General features: G+C 33.0%; 16 protein-coding genes. 7 read left to right on the top strand and 9 right to left on the bottom strand.

The genetic code is table 11. The annotated features are described in order from the left end of the window. Nucleotides 1-193: 193 nt before the first annotated feature. A complete protein-coding gene (locus tag AC2A1C_RS13040) occupies nt 194-1,249 on the top strand; it encodes a T9SS type A sorting domain-containing protein (protein ID WP_484026223.1) in 1,056 nt (351 codons plus the stop codon). 61 nt (nt 1,250-1,310) lie between these two features. Here AC2A1C_RS13040 and sufD read toward each other — a convergent pair whose 3' ends face one another. From sufD to AC2A1C_RS13010, 6 genes are read right to left on the bottom strand one after another with little or no spacing between them, the layout of a single operon-like run. After that, on the bottom strand, nt 1,311-2,618 hold the full coding sequence (gene sufD / locus AC2A1C_RS13035) for a Fe-S cluster assembly protein SufD (protein WP_484026222.1): 1,308 nt from the start codon (nt 2,616-2,618) through the stop codon (nt 1,311-1,313). Nucleotides 2,619-2,652: 34 nt separating this feature from the next. Next, nucleotides 2,653-3,042: a four helix bundle protein gene (locus tag AC2A1C_RS13030; protein ID WP_484026221.1), complete on the bottom strand. Its 390-nt coding sequence runs from the start codon at nt 3,040-3,042 to the stop codon at nt 2,653-2,655. Nucleotides 3,043-3,096: 54 nt separating this feature from the next. After that, on the bottom strand, nt 3,097-3,840 hold the full coding sequence (sufC, locus tag AC2A1C_RS13025) for a Fe-S cluster assembly ATPase SufC (RefSeq protein WP_484026220.1): 744 nt from the start codon (nt 3,838-3,840) through the stop codon (nt 3,097-3,099). Between the two features lie 40 nt (nt 3,841-3,880). Then, complete coding sequence (locus tag AC2A1C_RS13020; protein ID WP_484026218.1) at nt 3,881-4,231, bottom strand: four helix bundle protein; 351 nt, start codon at nt 4,229-4,231, stop codon at nt 3,881-3,883. Nucleotides 4,232-4,269: 38 nt separating this feature from the next. Then, nucleotides 4,270-5,718, bottom strand: coding sequence for a Fe-S cluster assembly protein SufB (gene sufB / locus AC2A1C_RS13015; protein WP_484026217.1), 1,449 nt, complete (start codon nt 5,716-5,718; stop codon nt 4,270-4,272). Nucleotides 5,719-5,726: 8 nt separating this feature from the next. Next, entirely contained in the window at nt 5,727-6,056 is a 330-nt protein-coding gene (locus AC2A1C_RS13010; protein WP_484026216.1) for a HesB/IscA family protein, read from the bottom strand. Nucleotides 6,057-6,260: 204 nt separating this feature from the next. Between AC2A1C_RS13010 and AC2A1C_RS13005 the strand changes: the two genes are divergently transcribed. Together AC2A1C_RS13005 and AC2A1C_RS13000 are read left to right on the top strand one after the other, a co-directional pair. After that, nucleotides 6,261-8,105, top strand: a complete 1,845-nt coding sequence (locus AC2A1C_RS13005; protein WP_484026215.1) for a M1 family metallopeptidase — start codon at nt 6,261-6,263, stop codon at nt 8,103-8,105. 28 nt (nt 8,106-8,133) lie between these two features. Beyond that, nucleotides 8,134-8,886 (top strand): type III pantothenate kinase, encoded by a 753-nt coding sequence (locus tag AC2A1C_RS13000; RefSeq protein WP_484026213.1) that lies wholly within the window; start codon nt 8,134-8,136, stop codon nt 8,884-8,886. On the opposite strand, the gene AC2A1C_RS12995 is transcribed toward AC2A1C_RS13000, so the two are convergent. The 3 genes from AC2A1C_RS12995 to AC2A1C_RS12985 are packed head-to-tail and all read right to left on the bottom strand — an operon-like array spanning nt 8,887 to nt 10,906. Beyond that, nucleotides 8,887-9,318 carry a nucleoside deaminase gene (locus AC2A1C_RS12995; RefSeq protein ID WP_484026212.1) on the bottom strand — a complete coding sequence of 144 codons (432 nt, stop codon included), beginning with the start codon at nt 9,316-9,318 and terminating at the stop codon, nt 8,887-8,889. It abuts the gene before it with no gap. Then, nucleotides 9,319-9,951 carry a hypothetical protein gene (locus AC2A1C_RS12990; RefSeq protein ID WP_484026210.1) on the bottom strand — a complete coding sequence of 211 codons (633 nt, stop codon included), beginning with the start codon at nt 9,949-9,951 and terminating at the stop codon, nt 9,319-9,321. A 55-nt stretch (nt 9,952-10,006) separates the two neighbouring features. After that, nucleotides 10,007-10,906, bottom strand: coding sequence for a hypothetical protein (locus AC2A1C_RS12985; RefSeq protein ID WP_484026209.1), 900 nt, complete (start codon nt 10,904-10,906; stop codon nt 10,007-10,009). A gap of 216 nt (nt 10,907-11,122) precedes the next feature. Between AC2A1C_RS12985 and AC2A1C_RS12980 the strand changes: the two genes are divergently transcribed. The 4 genes from AC2A1C_RS12980 to AC2A1C_RS12965 all read left to right on the top strand — a co-directional run bounded on the left by AC2A1C_RS12980 (nt 11,123) and on the right by AC2A1C_RS12965 (nt 15,731). Continuing rightward, the gene (locus tag AC2A1C_RS12980; RefSeq protein WP_484026208.1) at nt 11,123-11,536 is read left to right on the top strand and encodes a hypothetical protein; all 414 of its coding nucleotides are present in this window, start codon (nt 11,123-11,125) and stop codon (nt 11,534-11,536) included. A gap of 110 nt (nt 11,537-11,646) precedes the next feature. Next, on the top strand, nt 11,647-12,723 hold the full coding sequence (locus tag AC2A1C_RS12975) for a DnaJ domain-containing protein (RefSeq protein WP_484026207.1): 1,077 nt from the start codon (nt 11,647-11,649) through the stop codon (nt 12,721-12,723). A gap of 65 nt (nt 12,724-12,788) precedes the next feature. Then, nucleotides 12,789-13,535: a glycine-rich domain-containing protein gene (locus AC2A1C_RS12970; RefSeq protein ID WP_484026205.1), complete on the top strand. Its 747-nt coding sequence runs from the start codon at nt 12,789-12,791 to the stop codon at nt 13,533-13,535. 348 nt (nt 13,536-13,883) lie between these two features. Continuing rightward, entirely contained in the window at nt 13,884-15,731 is a 1,848-nt protein-coding gene (locus AC2A1C_RS12965; protein WP_484026204.1) for an SPFH domain-containing protein, read from the top strand. The last annotated feature ends 23 nt before the right edge of the window (nt 15,732-15,754 follow it).

Genomic DNA, 15,754 nt, shown 5'->3' with positions numbered 1-15,754 from the left:
AATAAATGTTGAATAATAATTTTTTATCATTTTATTTATATAATTAAAATATACCATATTTACGGTATATAAACAGATTGTAAAATTTACAAATTTTGTGAAGAAATACAAATTTATCATTTTTTCTATACTAGTTAGAAAACTGAGATTTTGTTTTTATATTTTTTATTAAAATTTTTAAAATTATTTAATTATGAAGAAAATTATTTTATTTTCTATGATTTTTACTTTCTCTGCAAATATGTTTGCAGGTTGGAGTTCAAATGAAAGAAGCAAATGTAGATGGTATTCAAATAAATATACCACTACAGCGAGAACTTTTTCAGGATATCCTGCTTATGATCATGATGGAGATTGTACTACTTCATTTTCCCAATTGATAAAATATTGTGTATTTCAAAAAGTCTCTAGAGGGATATACGGATTTTGGCAACAAGGACAAGTTAGCAATAAAATTTGCTCACGAGGAGAAGTAATTAAACCTTTTGATTTATTTTTTCTTCCAGATAATGGTGAAGATGGCAATGTAGAAGAATCTGAATTTAAGGCTGATCCTACAGTTTTTGATAATTCTTCTAATTCAATTGCTATTACTGGTATTTCAGGTAATGTAAAATTGCAAAAAGGAAGCGGTTTTTTTTCTAAAATTCGTTTTTCAGTTTGGGCGCCAAAAGATGATGAAGCTAATGGTGTAGCAGATGAAACAATGGATGATTCTGAAGTTTTACACCAGCTTGAAATAAAAGTAACTGAAAATGGCGTTGCTTTTAGTGGAGATTTAGTGAATGAAGAAATTAAAAATGCCGTTACCTTCAGAGATGATGGAAAAACTGTTTATGCTAATATTGAGGATCTTAAACTAGATATTTCTATAAAAGATGCAAAAATTGATGATTTAGCTGTAATGATTGATGGAGACGGAGCTCCTGATACAAAATCTAATATTAAAAAGGCTGAAAAAGCAACTAAAGAAACCGTTTTAAATAACGAATATAAGATAAATGTATATCCAAATCCTGCAATTAGTAATATCTCTGTTGATTTTTCAAATAATGTTGTGGATGCCAATACAAAAATTGAATTATATAATGCTGATGGTGTGAAAGTAAAAGATATTTTTAATAACTTTTTAAGAAAGGGGGATTCAAAATCAATTACAACCGATTTATCTAACTTACCTAAAGGAGCATATTACATTATTATAACAAGTGGAGAAAAAAAGTTAGTGAAACAACTATTAAAAAATTAATCCCTTATTTATTATCTAAAAAAATCCCGAAACTTCTTTTCGGGATTTTTGTTTTTTCAGATTAAAATTCCATTTGCACCTCAAGTTTTTCTGCCAGAAGTTTAGATATTTTATTTTTAAGAGGTTCTATATCAATATTCTGCATAGCATCATTTGCAAAAGCATACAATAGTAAAGCCTGCGCTTCTTTTTTAGAAATTCCTCTTGCTCTCAGGTAAAACATGGCATCTTCATTCAATTGACCAACTGTACAACCGTGAGAACATTTTACATCATCAGCAAAAATTTCAAGCTGAGGTTTGGTATCAATTGTTGCTCCTTCATTTAAAAGGATGTTATTATTTTGTTGATACGCATTGGTTTTCTGCGCAATTTTATCTACGAAAACTTTCCCGTTAAAAACTCCGTGAGATTTATCCTTGAAAATTCCTTTATAATTCTGATACGATTCACAATTCGGAAAATTGTGATGAACAGCAGTGTGATGATCCACCAATTGTTCTTTTCCGATAATTGTAATTCCGTTCATAAATGAATTGATATTCTCACCATTATGAATAAAATCCAGATTATTTCTCACCAATTTTCCACCAAAAGAAAATGTATTCACTGTAGTTAAGCTGTCTCTTTCCTGTTTTGCGAAAGTATGATCTACCAGATAAGAAGTATCGTTATCATTCTGCAATTTATGCCAGTCTGCTTTGGCATTTTTTCCGGTAAAAATTTCGGTAACGGAATTGGTGAAAACAAAAGAATCGTCAAAATTGTGATGACTTTCAATAACTTCTACTTTTGCCCCTTCTTCTACAATAAGCAGATTTCTGGTATTATAAAACGTATTTTCTTCCTGATTTTGAGAAAGATAAAAAACATGAATCGGTTTTTCTACCACTACATTTTTCGGAACTTTCAAAAAGAATCCGTGTTTGCAATATGCCAGATTCAGATTTGTGAAACCCAAATCTTTTGATGCAATCGTATTGAAATACTGATTGAAAACTTCCTTATGATTTCCATCATTCAAAGCATAATTGAAGGATAAAAGCTCCACATTTTCAATGGAAATTTTGGAAAATTCCTTATGAAGTTTTCCGTTCACAAAAACAATCCAGTCGAAATGTTCTTCACCAAGATGAAGTTCATCCAACTGTTGTTTGGTGATATTGTGATTTTCCTTCGGAAAGAAATTGTATTCTTTTTCCGTGATTTCTTTTAGGTTGGTATATTTATATTCTTCATCCTTTTTTTTCGGGAAACCCAGTGATTCGAATTTCACCAAAGCCTCCTTTCTCTTTTCATCCAAAAAACGATGCTGAAGAGTCTCTAAAAACTCAGAATGTGTTGTGATGATCTGATCAAATAATGTCATTTTCAATTTTTTATTTGAGATTTGAAATTTGAGATTATCTTCTAAACTTATTTCCATTATGGTTAACTGTTTTTAAATAATTCATAAATCCTGCAATATTCTTAGATAAATTCAGAAATTCGTTTTTCAAATCTAAAAAAATACTTTCTTCTAAATATTTTCTGTCAAAAGCTCTGATAAGCTGAGATCTTACTTCTCCACAAGAACCTTTCACTATTGAAAGAAAATTAATAAATTCTTTGTTTCCTTCTCTTTCGAAGCCCTCAGCAATATTATCCATTATAGAGCTTGAAGAGCGGTCAATTTGATTTTTAATATTTGTTGTAAATTTTGGATTTTGAAGGCAATGAATTTCAATTTTCCGACATAATTCGCGGGATTTTTTCCAAATATCCAAATCTTCAAAATTGTTAATCGTAGCCATTAAATTTCAAATCTCAAATTTTCAATTTCAAATTTTCAATTTCAAATTCCAAAATCAATTCAAAAGCCAGTCGTAGCCTTTTTCTTCCAATTCCAGAGCTAATGTTTTGTCTCCTGTTTTGATGATTTTTCCATCCGCCAAAACATGAACGAAATCAGGTTTGATGTAATTCAGTAATCTTTGATAGTGAGTAATCAAAAGAACGGCATTTCCTTCATTCTTGAATGCATTTACGCCATCTGCAACAATCCTCAAAGCATCAATATCCAATCCTGAATCGGTTTCGTCAAGAATGGCCAATTTCGGATTCAGCATCATCATTTGGAAAATTTCATTTCTTTTCTTTTCACCTCCGGAAAATCCTTCATTTAAAGATCTTGAAAGGAAATCTTTTTTTATTCCAAGTTTTTCAGAATTTTCACGAATCAAAGCCAACATTTCTTTTGCTGGCATTTCTTCTTTTCCGTTTGCTTTTCTGTTTTCGTTAATTGCAGCTTTAATAAAATTGGTGACGGAAACTCCCGGAATTTCAACAGGATACTGAAAAGAAAGGAAAATACCTTTGTGCGCTCTTTCTTCCGGAGCATCTTCAGAAATATCTTCCCCTTCAAAAAGAATCTCTCCATCCATAATTTCATAATCTTCTTTCCCTGCAATTATGGAAGAAAGTGTAGATTTTCCTGCTCCGTTTGGACCCATAATCGCATGAACTTCTCCTGGTTTTATTTCAAGATTGATACCTTTTAAAATTTCTGTGCCGTCTTCTATTTTGGCGTGTAAATTTTTGATATTAAGCATAATTTCAATATGATAATTTGGTAATAAGATAATGTGATAATTATTTCTTACCACTTATTTTTGATGTTATAATTATTTTATTTGTGATATTTTCAATTTCTTTTAACATTTCAATTAATTCATCGCAATTTGGATAACTTTCAGAGTGCTTACATAAAAGTAACCAGTAGTTTGTTTCTTCTATTTCTTTAGCAGAAATTTTAAATTTGTGTATAAAATCATTCTTGCTTTCAGAATTTTGAGCCTCTCTTATATTCGCTCCAATTGAAGTTCCTGATTTTAAAAGCTGATTTGAAATAACAAATTTTTTCTGTTCATGCAGTAATTCACAATATTTAATAATTTTTAATGAAAAATCAAAGGTCTTAGTAAGAATAATATTTTCCTTCATTATCAAATTATCTTATTACCAAATTAGCACATTCTCAATTATCCAACTGAACCCTCCAAAGAAATCTCCAATAATTTCTGAGCTTCAATGGCAAATTCCATTGGGAGCTTGTTCAAAACTTCTTTGCTGAAACCATTCACAATCAGCGCAATTGCTTTTTCCGTATCAATTCCTCTTTGGTTGCAATAGAAAATCTGATCTTCTCCAATTTTGGAAGTTGTAGCTTCATGCTCTAATTGTGCAGTCGGATCTTTGATTTCTATATATGGAAAAGTGTGTGCTCCACATTCATTTCCCATCAAAAGAGAATCACACTGAGAAAAATTTCTTGCTCCTTTTGCAGAAGGCATTACTTTTACCAAACCTCTGTAAGAATTGTTGGATTTTCCTGCCGAAATTCCTTTTGAAATAATGGTGGATTTCGTATTTTTTCCGATATGGATCATTTTAGTTCCTGTATCGGCATATTGGTGATTGTTTGTAACAGCAATGGAATAAAATTCTCCAACCGAATTATCTCCTTTTAAAATACAACCCGGATATTTCCAAGTTACAGCAGAACCAGTTTCCACCTGAGTCCAAGAAATTTTTGCATTTTTTTCGCAAAGTCCTCGTTTCGTTACAAAATTGAAAACACCACCTTTTCCTTCTTCATTTCCGGGATACCAATTCTGAACTGTGGAATATTTTATTTCTGCATTATCAAGAGCAATTAGTTCTACAACAGCAGCATGCAATTGATTTTCATCTCTCGAAGGAGCTGTACAACCTTCAAGATAAGAAACATAGCTTCCTTCATCAGCAATTACCAATGTTCTTTCAAATTGTCCTGTTCCAGCTTGATTGATACGGAAATAGGTGGAAAGTTCCATCGGACATTTCACACCTTTCGGAATATAGCAGAAACTTCCGTCAGAGAAAACTGCGGAATTCAATGCGGAATAAAAGTTATCTCCTCTCGGAACTACTTTTCCAAGATATTTTTTTACTAAATCAGGATGGTTTTTAATGGCTTCTGAAATGGAACAGAAAATAATTCCTTTTTCCATCAATGTTTCCTGAAACGTTGTTTTTACAGAAACGGAATCCATTACAATATCCACCGCAACTCCGGAAAGTCTTTTCTGTTCTTCAATATTGATTCCTAACTTCTCAAAAGTTTTCAATAATTCAGGGTCTACTTCATCAAGACTTGCTAATTCCGGTTTTTTCTTTGGAGCAGCATAATATTTTATAGCCTGAAAATCAGGTTTTTCGTATTTAATATTTGCCCAAGTTGGTTCTTCCATTTTTTGCCAGATTCGGAAGGATTCCAATCGCCATTCTGTCATCCATTCCGGCTCTTCTTTTTTAGCAGAAATGGCTCTCACTATGTTTTCGTTGAGACCAACGGGAAAATCTTCATATTCGATTTCCGTTTCCCAGCCGAATTCATATTTTTTATTTTCGAGGTCAATTTTCAGATCTTCCTCTGTATATTTAGACATAATTCTATTTATAAACTAAAACTTTCTCCACATCCGCAAGTTCTTGCAGCATTTGGATTATTAAAAACAAATCCTTTTCCATTTAAACCACCAGAATATTCCAAAGTAGTTCCGGCAAGATATAAAATGGATTTTTTATCTACGATGATCTTCACACCGTTATCCTCAAAAATCTGATCCGTTTCTGTTTTATCTTTATCAAACTTCAATACGTATTCCAAACCGGAACAACCTCCGCTTTTTACGCCCACTCTTATATAATCGTTTTCAGGATCAAAGCCATCTTCAGTCATAAGCTGAGCTGCTTTTATCTTTGCCTGATCTGATACTTTTATCATTGTTTTTATTTAGACTGATTTTACTTTGCAAATTTACGAACTAATTTCCGCAATCTCAAATTGATGATATCTATTTTCGTCATAATTCTATACTCACTAAGAAAAGCATTTCCTGCAAAGAAATAGATTGGAAGAATTTTTGGTTGCCACTTACGGTTATTTGTATATTTTTGTAACTTGTCTTCAACTAAACTCAAACCTAAAATGAAAAAAATAATCGCTTTTATTTTTGCTTTTTTCTTTTCCTTATTTTACACTCAACAGAACTCTTACTATCAACAATATGCCAAATACAAAATGGATATTGATGTGGATGCTGCCAATTATAAATATAATGGAAATCAAAGCATTACCTATACCAATAATTCTCCTGATGAATTAAAAGTGATCTATTTTCATCTTTACTGGAATGCTTTTAAACCCAATTCCATGATGGATCAAAGAGTTCAGAATCAGGGCAAAAATGGAGATTCAAGATTACAGGTAAATGGTATTTCCAGATTAACTTCCATTCCTAAAGATCAGGAAGGAGCACAAAATATCCATTGGATAAAACAAAATGGTAAAGATCTAAAATTTGAAATTCAGGGAACTATTATGAAAGTTTATCTGGATTCTTCTATAAAGCCTAATTCATCTGCAACTTTCACAATGGAATGGGATGCCAATATTCCTATGCAAATACGAAGAAGCGGTAGAAACAACAGAGAAGGAATTGATATGACCATGACGCAATGGTACCCAAAAATTGCAGAATATGACTACGACGGTTGGGCTACTTTTGATTATGTGGGAAGAGAATTTCATGCTCCGTTTTCAGATTACGAAATCAGTATAAAAATAGATAAAGATTATGTAATCGGAGCTGGAGGAATTCTGGAAAACCCATCTGAAGTAAAGGGATATGACTCTTCTGCAAGTATAAAATCGGATAACGACAACAAAACAACTTGGAAATGGACTGCAAAAAATATTCTGGATTTTGCTTGGGCTGCAGATCGCGATTACTCAGTAGATTCTTTCACTATTTTGGATGGACCAAAAGTATACCTTGTTTATCAAAAAAATGAAAAAACAACAACGTGGGAACAAGCAAAACCTTACATTACAAAATACTTCCAATTGATGAATGCTACTTTTGGACGATATGTATATCCTACTTATTCTTTTATTCAAGGTGGAGACGGAGGAATGGAATACGGAATGTGTACAATGATTTTAGGAGAAGCTAAAGATGTGGAAGGATTGTGCGGATTGATGTTTCATGAAGGAGCCCATTCTTGGTTTCAGCAAATTTTAGCAACCAATGAAAGTATGAAACCTTGGTTGGACGAAGGTTTTACAAGCTATGCCGAAGATTATGTGATGAATCGACTGTTTCCTTTAAAAGAACCTCAACCTCATCCATTTGTTGGAGCAATTAACAATTATGTGAGATTTTCAAAAAGCGGTTTGGAAGAGCCTGCTGTTTGGCTAAGCGATCATCATGATAACGGTAATGCATACACTTTTGCAAGCTATGTGAAAGGCGAGCTTTATCTTGTTCAGCTGGGATATATTATTGGTGAGCAAAACCTTTCTTTGGTAATGAAAGAATATTTTAATCAATGGAAATTAAAGCATCCAACTGACAGAGATTTTCTTCATATCGCACAGAATATTTCCGGAATGGATCTAAAATGGTTTCATCATTATTGGATCAATACTACAAAAACCATTGATTATGCAGTGAAAAATGTAGATTATGGAACAAATTCTACTACAATTACATTGGAAAACAAAGGAAAAATTCCAATGCCTATAGATTTTAGTATTTTGACTAAAGATAAAAAAACAATTAACTATCATATTCCGATGAATATGACCCATACCTGGAAAACAAAGGATATTTATGGAGATTTTAAAACTTTGGAATATTGGCCATGGACACAGCAAGAATATACTTTCACTATTCCGTACACCAAAGCTCAGCTTTCAGCTTTAGGAATTGATTTTTCTCAAAGACTTGCAGATGTTAGTCCGGATAATAATTTTGTAGAAGTAAAATAAAAAGTTAGGAAATATAAATCACTTTTAAATGAATTCCATTGTAATTAATATAGGAAATACCAACATCCGTTTCGGGCTTTTCAATGATGACAACTGTGATGTTTCATGGGTATTAAATACCAAACCTTATAAAACCACAGACGAATTATACGTTCAGTTTCTTATGCTTTATCAAACCTATAAAGTTGAAGCTCATCATATTGACAAAATAATTATCGGATCGGTAGTTCCGCAATTAACAAAAGTAGTACGAAGCGCCATCAAAAGAATTCATCATGTAGAACCTATCATTGTAGATAGAAATACAAAATCCGGAGTTGAGCCAAAATCCAAACAAATGGGAACGGATATCTATGCCAATCTTGTTGCTGCACATAATTTATATCCCGGAAAAAAGAAAATCATATTGGATTTTGGAACAGCGCTTACTGTAAGTTGCATTGCCGAAAATGGAGAAACATTAGGCGTAATCATCGCTCCGGGAATCATTACTTCCCTCAATAGTCTCATCCAAGATACCGCACAACTTCCTGAAATTGAATTAGTAAAACCTAAATCCGTTCTTGGTCTTGACACCATTTCTTGTATGCAAAGCGGAATGGTTTTCGGTTTTTTAGGAATGGTTGAAGGTTTTATTGATAGAATTAATGATGAGGTTCAGGATAATTGTTTTGTAATTGCAACGGGTGGAGTTTCTCATGTATATAAACCTTTGACCACCAAAATCCATGTAGGAGACCGGCTTCATACACTGAAAGGTCTGTATTTTTTAGGAAGATGATTATCTCTTACTTCTGAAAAACTCTTTCACTATTGCCGAACATTCATTCTCCAAAACTCCGGTTATTATCTCCGTTTTCGGATGTAGTGAAAGATTTTTATTGATGAATCCTCTTTGCTCGTCTCTTGCTCCGATTACGATTTTTGAAATTTGTGCCCAATTCAAAGCTCCCGCACACATTACGCAAGGTTCAAGAGTAACATACATTGTACAGTTTATCAGATATTTACCCCCCAGAAAATTTGCGGCAGAAGTTATGGCCTGCATTTCTGCATGAGCGGTAACATCATTTAAAGTTTCTGTAAGATTATGCGCTCGGGAAATAATTCTATCATTAAAAACTACTATACAGCCAACCGGAACTTCATCTTTTTCTAAGGCATATTCAGCTTCCTGAAGAGCCAATTTCATAAAATATTCGTGGGTAAACATTTACTCAAAATTCATCGTTAAAGGAACTCGAAAACTGTAGCGTATTTTTTCTCCGTTCAAAGTAGCCGGATTAAATTTTTCAGGTAACATATACACCGCTATTTCTGCTTGCCTATTAAAAACAAAATTTTCTCCATCGGCTCGTACTGTGGAAATACTACCATCTCTCTCCACCACAAAATAAATATTAGTGGACATTTTGGAAATTTCCGGCTGTAATGCATCAAAATAAAAAATATGAGCAATTTTTTTACGAAATTCATTAATTCCTCCCGGATATTCAGCTGGAATTTCATTTGTTGCTTTTTTTTCCTGAACAATATTTTCGATATCCGGAATATTTTGATGGGAAAACTTTTCTATATCTTCTCGGTTTTTCACTTTGATCAGAGCCGACAATAATGCCACATTTTGAATACTGTCCAACTTTACCATAAATTCTGAAAAGTCTCTTTTCATCTGTTCTATAGCAAAGGTATTACTTTGCTTGGCTGCTTCATTCTTAAAAGCATCCAAAAGCATGGATCTTTGATGGTCATAATATTCTTTTACGGCTATAAATTCTGTGTTTTGCTGACCGAAAAAGAATTGCAATCCCAGAAAAAAAATCAGGCAAAGTAATTTTATATTCATTGTTGTTGATAAATACATAGTAAAAATACTCAAAAAAACTGAAACTAATGACGTTCTATCTATAATCTATTCTGTTTGCTTCCGCATCTTTTAGCTGAACAATAATTGAAGCCGGAATCTCCTGACTTTCAATAGGAAAACTAATAGAATCTGAAACAAAATTTCTCCGATCTGTGACTCTTTGCGCAATCTCAAACAAAGCAATAGGATTTTGATTAAAGCTGATGCATGTACTTATAAAATGTAATTCCTGAATTTTATACGTAGGATTTTTTAATTTCTCGTGGATATCTTTTATCCGTGAAATAAAATGTCTTTGCCGGATAAATGTATTACTATTCATAATCACAAAAACATAATCTGTGTACGCTGTAATTTTTCCGTAATATTTGTGATTATCTCCTCCACTTCGTTCCACAAAATATTCACCGGAAGTCTCGGATTTATATATTTCCATTGCAGAACGCCAGATTCTCTCTTCTTTTCCTTGTTCGGGATTTTCGGGTAAATTTCTATTGTAAAAATACCAGCAACCCACTAATTGATCCAAAAGTTCGGTATTGGTTTTGGCATTGTTCATATTGATCTGAAGATCATTAAAATTGAAAACTCCGGTATGAGAGTTAATAAAATCAATATAATTGGCATATCCCAAAACCTGAACAATAAGACTTAATTTAGCGAGATTGGGTTTGCTTAAAACAGAATTTTCGTTTTGATAATACCTCTTTAGTTTGTTGATTATCAAATGTTCATAAAGATAATTTGAACCCAGAAAAGCAGCTCCTTTTTTTAATTTTTTTTCTGAATGATTATAGGCAATCAAATCATTTAATTCGCTTACAATATAAGACCATTCGGTTTTGGAAACATCTTCCCAATTATTTTTCTTTAAAAAATGCAGACTTAGAAAATTCATTAGTTTTTCTAAATGCAAAATATCTTCTTTTTTCATTTTTTACAATTTAAGACTAATATAAGATTTTTTTGAAACTAAAAAAGATTTTTACAGGACTTTTATATTTTAAAATCAATGGAAATTTGGATAGAAAACAAAAGATAACAAAACATGAAAATTTTAGATGAAAAAACAATAATCCATAAGAAGATTATAAAGCCATTTTTTGAAAATGTTGAAGTAAAATAATAAGATAAAACTAAACACAAGACCATGTATAAACAAATACTAACTGTAGCAGATCAAAAGAAAATCGTAATCGAAAAATGGCTAAAAGAGGCAGGATTTTTAGGATTGGGATATATTTTCGGGGATCATAAACTTCAGGAAACTATTGTCTTTGATTTTGAACTGAAGAAAATCGTCTTTGTAAAAAAAACGATAACCACAGAAGTATTATTTAATGAAATTAACGCTATTTGGGTTCATTCAGCTCAGTTCATAGAAGGAGACGGATTAGATTACAGAGTATGTGTTTTTCGGGACAAAGGCGATCTATATAATCTTTATGCATTTGATGAGCCATATTTTGGAAAAAATCTATTTGGAAAGATAGAACTGGAAATAACAGGTAAAAATGAGCCTTTTAGAATTCATTCGTTTCAAGAACTGCGAAAGAGAATGTAAGTGAAAATGATATTAAAAATTCAAAAACGTGTTGCCTTTCAGCCGCTATAAAATGCTGATTTACAATTTTTAATCTGAAAAATATAAAAATATTTTAGAGAAAACATAACATGGATTATTACAAAATTTTAGGTGTAGAAAAAACGGCTACTACCGATGAAATAAAAGCCGCCTTTCGCAAACTTTCCTTCAAATATCACCCCGATGTAAGCAACGAAAAAGATGCTGCTGAAAAATTTGCTAAAATAAGGGAGGCTTATGAAGTATTAAGCGATCCCGAATCCCGACAACGATACGACTCTCCTACCGATTTTCCGGAACCTGAAATCACTTCCTATGATAGCTATCCCACCAATGATTATAAAGAAATAAGGTCTTCGAACTGGGGATTTTTATATTGGTTAGTGCCTATGTTAGTTGTTGGATATAATTTGGTAAGATTAATGGCGGATGTTTCAAAAAATAAAGAAAACTCTGAAAGAATAGAAGCACACAACGATAGGGTAGAAAGAGTGAAAGATACCTTAAAGACATTTGGTCCGGTGTTTTTATACACCAATGATGATTCTGCCGAATTGTTATTAATGCCCGTGATGAATGAAAGACAATCGGAACAAACAGAAGTGGAACGTATTATCAATAAAAACAAGACTGAGATTGACCTGATGCTTAATTCTGAGTATTATATGGATAATTTTTTAGCCAAACCCGATAGTGTTGGCGTTGAAATGTATTTGAAATGCGGTAATAATGAAACTTATCTGGTAGAGGAAGGGTATTTATCTCAAATTCTTCACAAAGACGCACCTCCTACAAAAACATTTTGCTTTATGAGTCTTGATAAATCTTCAATAGAGTCTTTTAGAAGGAATAATGAAGAAAAATTATTTATGCGAGGACTTTCTTATAATTCTGAAGAAATAACGAGCAATAGTTTGGATCTCACGCAGTTATACATTAGCCCAACCGGCAAGGTATATATAACGGCAATGCCATCAAGAAATGCAGATGCAAAGGTAGATTTGAAGGCTTTCAAATCTGTAATCAATCAAGTTCACAAAAAAATAAAATCTTATTACTCCCAAAAAAAATCGGCAGAAGAAGATGGTTTTTATGATAAATACTCGTTGGTGGACACAACTGCATTGAAACTAAAAGTATTTACAGGAGCAGAAGGTCTTAAATAATATCTTATTTAAAAAATTAACAAAAAACTTTTAAGTCAAATAACCAAATAGAAAAAATAAAACAAATGGAAACAAAAATTTTACTAAGAAACGAGGCTCTTTGGAACCGAATACAAGGGTTTTCATTAGATGCACAAGATGCTGTTTTTCCCTTTTCAAAAAAATTAGCCAAAGAAGAAAACTGGACTTTGGATTTCACACATAAAGCCATAGAAGAGTATAAAAAATTTGTATATCTGTGTTGCATTTCTCCAAACGGAGCATCGCCCAGTGAAACCGTAGATAAAGTTTGGCACATGCATCTTATTTATACTCAAAATTACTGGGAAGATTTTTGTCTGAATATTTTAAAGAGGAAACTCCATCATCACCCGTCAAAAGGAGGTTCTTCAGAAAATAGTAAGCATAAAAATTGGTTTCAGGAAACTTTAGAAAATTACTACGAAATTTTTCAGCAGGAAGCTCCAAAAGATATCTGGGAAAACCCTGATAAAAAACCAAAGACAGAAAGGAAATGGCTCAAAAATCTCAAAATATTTTCTATGATTCCGGCTCTTCTTATGCTGTCATCGTGTTCAGAATCAGTAGGTACAGCTTTTATGGTTATCCTGTTGATCGTAATTTCAATTTTCATTTTTGGAATTATAGGTTCATTATTTACAGACGAAAGCAATACTCACTTAGCGAATGATAAAAAACAAAACCAAGATGGTTCTGGAGGAAGTAGTTGTGGTGGAGGAAGTTGCGGCGGAGGTGGTGGCGGATGTGGAGGTGGCTGTGGTGGAGGTTGTGGAGGAGGTTGTGGCGGATAAAATAGATGAGGTATGAAAAACATAGGATTATATTCAGTTTCTGTGGTAATAAGTATGACTTTGCTTATCATACAGCACAATACAATTAACCCTTTTTCAATAAAAGGACCCGATTTTCTGAAATTTTATTTGATGTTGATATTACTATTTTATGTCTTCGTTTTTATCGGAAAATCTTTAACCACAACAACCTTATATTTTACCCTTTCAATTTTATTACTAGGCATTGTCCGATTGATAAGAGGATTAATATTAGGAAGACCAATAGGATATCTTACAGTTATTGTATTTATAGAGTTTATAGTTCTCTTATTTCTAATACCTAAAAAAATAGTAAACTAAATAATTATGGAAAACATTTTACATTCAGTATGGTTTATACCATCCGTTATCATTTTTTTATGTCTTATTTTTTACAAATTCATACTCAGAGTTTTCTTTGGGTTGGTTATTGTCCCCGAAGATAAAATAGGGTTGGTTACCAAAAAATTTGTACTGGTAGGAAAACAAGAATTGCCAGAAGGGCGCATTATTGCAACCAATGGAGAAGCAGGATTTCAAGCTCAAACGCTAGCTCCAGGTGTTTATTTTGGAAAATGGATTTGGCAATATTCTATTAATTTTCAATCTTTTACCATTATCCCAACTGGAAAAATAGGATTAATTTTGGCTAAAGACGGTCAGGAATTAGAAACCGGACGAATTTTAGCCCGAAAAGTTGAATGCGATTCTTTCCAAGATGCAGAAGCGTTTTTAAAAAATGGAGGCAGAAAAGGAAGACAGACCGCAGTAATTGCACCAGGTTCTTACAGAATCAACACACTATTGTTTGAGGTTTCTTTAACAGATATGATGCAGATTCCGGATAATGCAGTGGGTGTAATTACCACCTTAGAAGGAAAACCATTAGAAGAAGGGCAAATTGCAGGGAAAATAATTGAAGATCACAACAAATTTCAGGATGTTGATGTATTTTTAAATAATGGAGGGTATAAAGGTCTTCAGGAACAGGTAATTTTAGCGGGTTCTTATTTTTTAAATCCTTGGTTTGTACAGCTTGAAATGGTAAAAATGACAGAAATTCCGATTGGTTCCGTAGGTGTGGTCATCAGTTATGTAGGAGAAGAAGGAAAAGATCTGAGTGGAGCAGAATTCAAACACGGAAATATTGTAGAAAAAGGCTTCAAAGGAGTTTGGGCAGAAGCTCTTGGTCCGGGAAAATACCCGATCAATCCATATATTATGAAAACGGAGCTGGTTCCGACTACCAATTTGGTGTTGAATTGGGCATCTGCAAGAAGCGAATCTCACCAGTTAGACAAAAATCTTTCTACCATTACCGTAAGAAGTAAAGATGGGTTTCCTTTTAATCTTGATGTTTCGCAGATTATTCATATTCCGTCTAATGAAGCTCCGAAAGTAATTGCCCGTTTCGGAAATATGATGAATCTCGTAGGTCAAGTTTTAGAACCAACTATTGGAAATTATTTCAGAAATTCTGCACAGGACAGCGATGTAATTGCCTTTTTAGTAACTCGAAAAGAACGACAACAATCTGCAAGAGAGCATATTAGTAAAGTATTGGAACAGTATAATGTTTCGGCTGTTGATACGTTAATTGGTGATATTGCACCTCCAGAAACATTGATGAAAACTTTAACGGACAGAAAAATTGCCGAAGAGCAGAAAACAACATTCGAAATGCAAAAACTGGCTCAGGAAACAAGACAAAGTCTGGAAAAAGAAACTGCGGTTGCAGATATCCAAAAAGAGATCGTAACAGCCGACCAAGGAGTATTGATTGCGGAAAGAGTAGCTGCAGCAGCCGTAAAAAAAGCAAATGGAGAAGCCGAAAGAACACGATTGCTTGCCAAAGCAAATGCCGAGCAAATTTCCTTAATGGGTAAAGCCGAAGCCGAAAAAATATTGGCGATAGGAAAATCTAACGCAGAAGCCTACAAACTTTCTGTAGAAGCAATGGGAGAAGATAATTTCACTCAACTCAAAGTGATAGAATCTATTGCTAATCAGAATGTTAAAATAATGCCCGATGTTCTTATCGGAGGAAACGGAGATTCTGCAAATGGAGGAATCAGCGGATTGTTGGGATTGAAACTTTTGGAACAGGTAGAAGCTAAAAAAACTCTTACAAAAAAACCAGAAAAAAGAAATTTTGATGATACCACTCAAGGTTAAATCAACGATTTCTACCGAATAAA

The sequence above is a fragment of the Chryseobacterium sp. HNCC26DJ241 genome (assembly GCF_057180505.1).
The sequence above is the reverse complement of the archived record's forward strand: the minus strand, read 5'-3'. Positions and strand labels throughout refer to the sequence as shown.

Excerpts from the sequence above, each read along its gene's own strand:
- sufB (WP_484026217.1), bottom strand. The coding sequence starts at position 5,718 with ATGTCTAAATATACAGAGGAAGATCTGAAAATTGACCTCGAAAATAAA.
- AC2A1C_RS12980 (WP_484026208.1), top strand. The coding sequence starts at position 11,123 with ATGTATAAACAAATACTAACTGTAGCAGATCAAAAGAAAATCGTAATC.
- AC2A1C_RS12975 (WP_484026207.1), top strand. The coding sequence starts at position 11,647 with ATGGATTATTACAAAATTTTAGGTGTAGAAAAAACGGCTACTACCGAT.
- AC2A1C_RS12995 (WP_484026212.1), bottom strand. The coding sequence starts at position 9,318 with ATGTTTACCCACGAATATTTTATGAAATTGGCTCTTCAGGAAGCTGAA.
- AC2A1C_RS13000 (WP_484026213.1), top strand. The coding sequence starts at position 8,134 with ATGAATTCCATTGTAATTAATATAGGAAATACCAACATCCGTTTCGGG.
- AC2A1C_RS12965 (WP_484026204.1), top strand. The coding sequence starts at position 13,884 with ATGGAAAACATTTTACATTCAGTATGGTTTATACCATCCGTTATCATT.
- AC2A1C_RS13040 (WP_484026223.1), top strand. The coding sequence starts at position 194 with ATGAAGAAAATTATTTTATTTTCTATGATTTTTACTTTCTCTGCAAAT.
- sufD (WP_484026222.1), bottom strand. The coding sequence starts at position 2,618 with ATGACATTATTTGATCAGATCATCACAACACATTCTGAGTTTTTAGAG.
- AC2A1C_RS12970 (WP_484026205.1), top strand. The coding sequence starts at position 12,789 with ATGGAAACAAAAATTTTACTAAGAAACGAGGCTCTTTGGAACCGAATA.
- AC2A1C_RS13010 (WP_484026216.1), bottom strand. The coding sequence starts at position 6,056 with ATGATAAAAGTATCAGATCAGGCAAAGATAAAAGCAGCTCAGCTTATG.
- AC2A1C_RS13030 (WP_484026221.1), bottom strand. The coding sequence starts at position 3,042 with ATGGCTACGATTAACAATTTTGAAGATTTGGATATTTGGAAAAAATCC.
- AC2A1C_RS12990 (WP_484026210.1), bottom strand. The coding sequence starts at position 9,951 with ATGAATATAAAATTACTTTGCCTGATTTTTTTTCTGGGATTGCAATTC.
- AC2A1C_RS13020 (WP_484026218.1), bottom strand. The coding sequence starts at position 4,231 with ATGAAGGAAAATATTATTCTTACTAAGACCTTTGATTTTTCATTAAAA.
- sufC (WP_484026220.1), bottom strand. The coding sequence starts at position 3,840 with ATGCTTAATATCAAAAATTTACACGCCAAAATAGAAGACGGCACAGAA.
- AC2A1C_RS12985 (WP_484026209.1), bottom strand. The coding sequence starts at position 10,906 with ATGAAAAAAGAAGATATTTTGCATTTAGAAAAACTAATGAATTTTCTA.
- AC2A1C_RS13005 (WP_484026215.1), top strand. The coding sequence starts at position 6,261 with ATGAAAAAAATAATCGCTTTTATTTTTGCTTTTTTCTTTTCCTTATTT.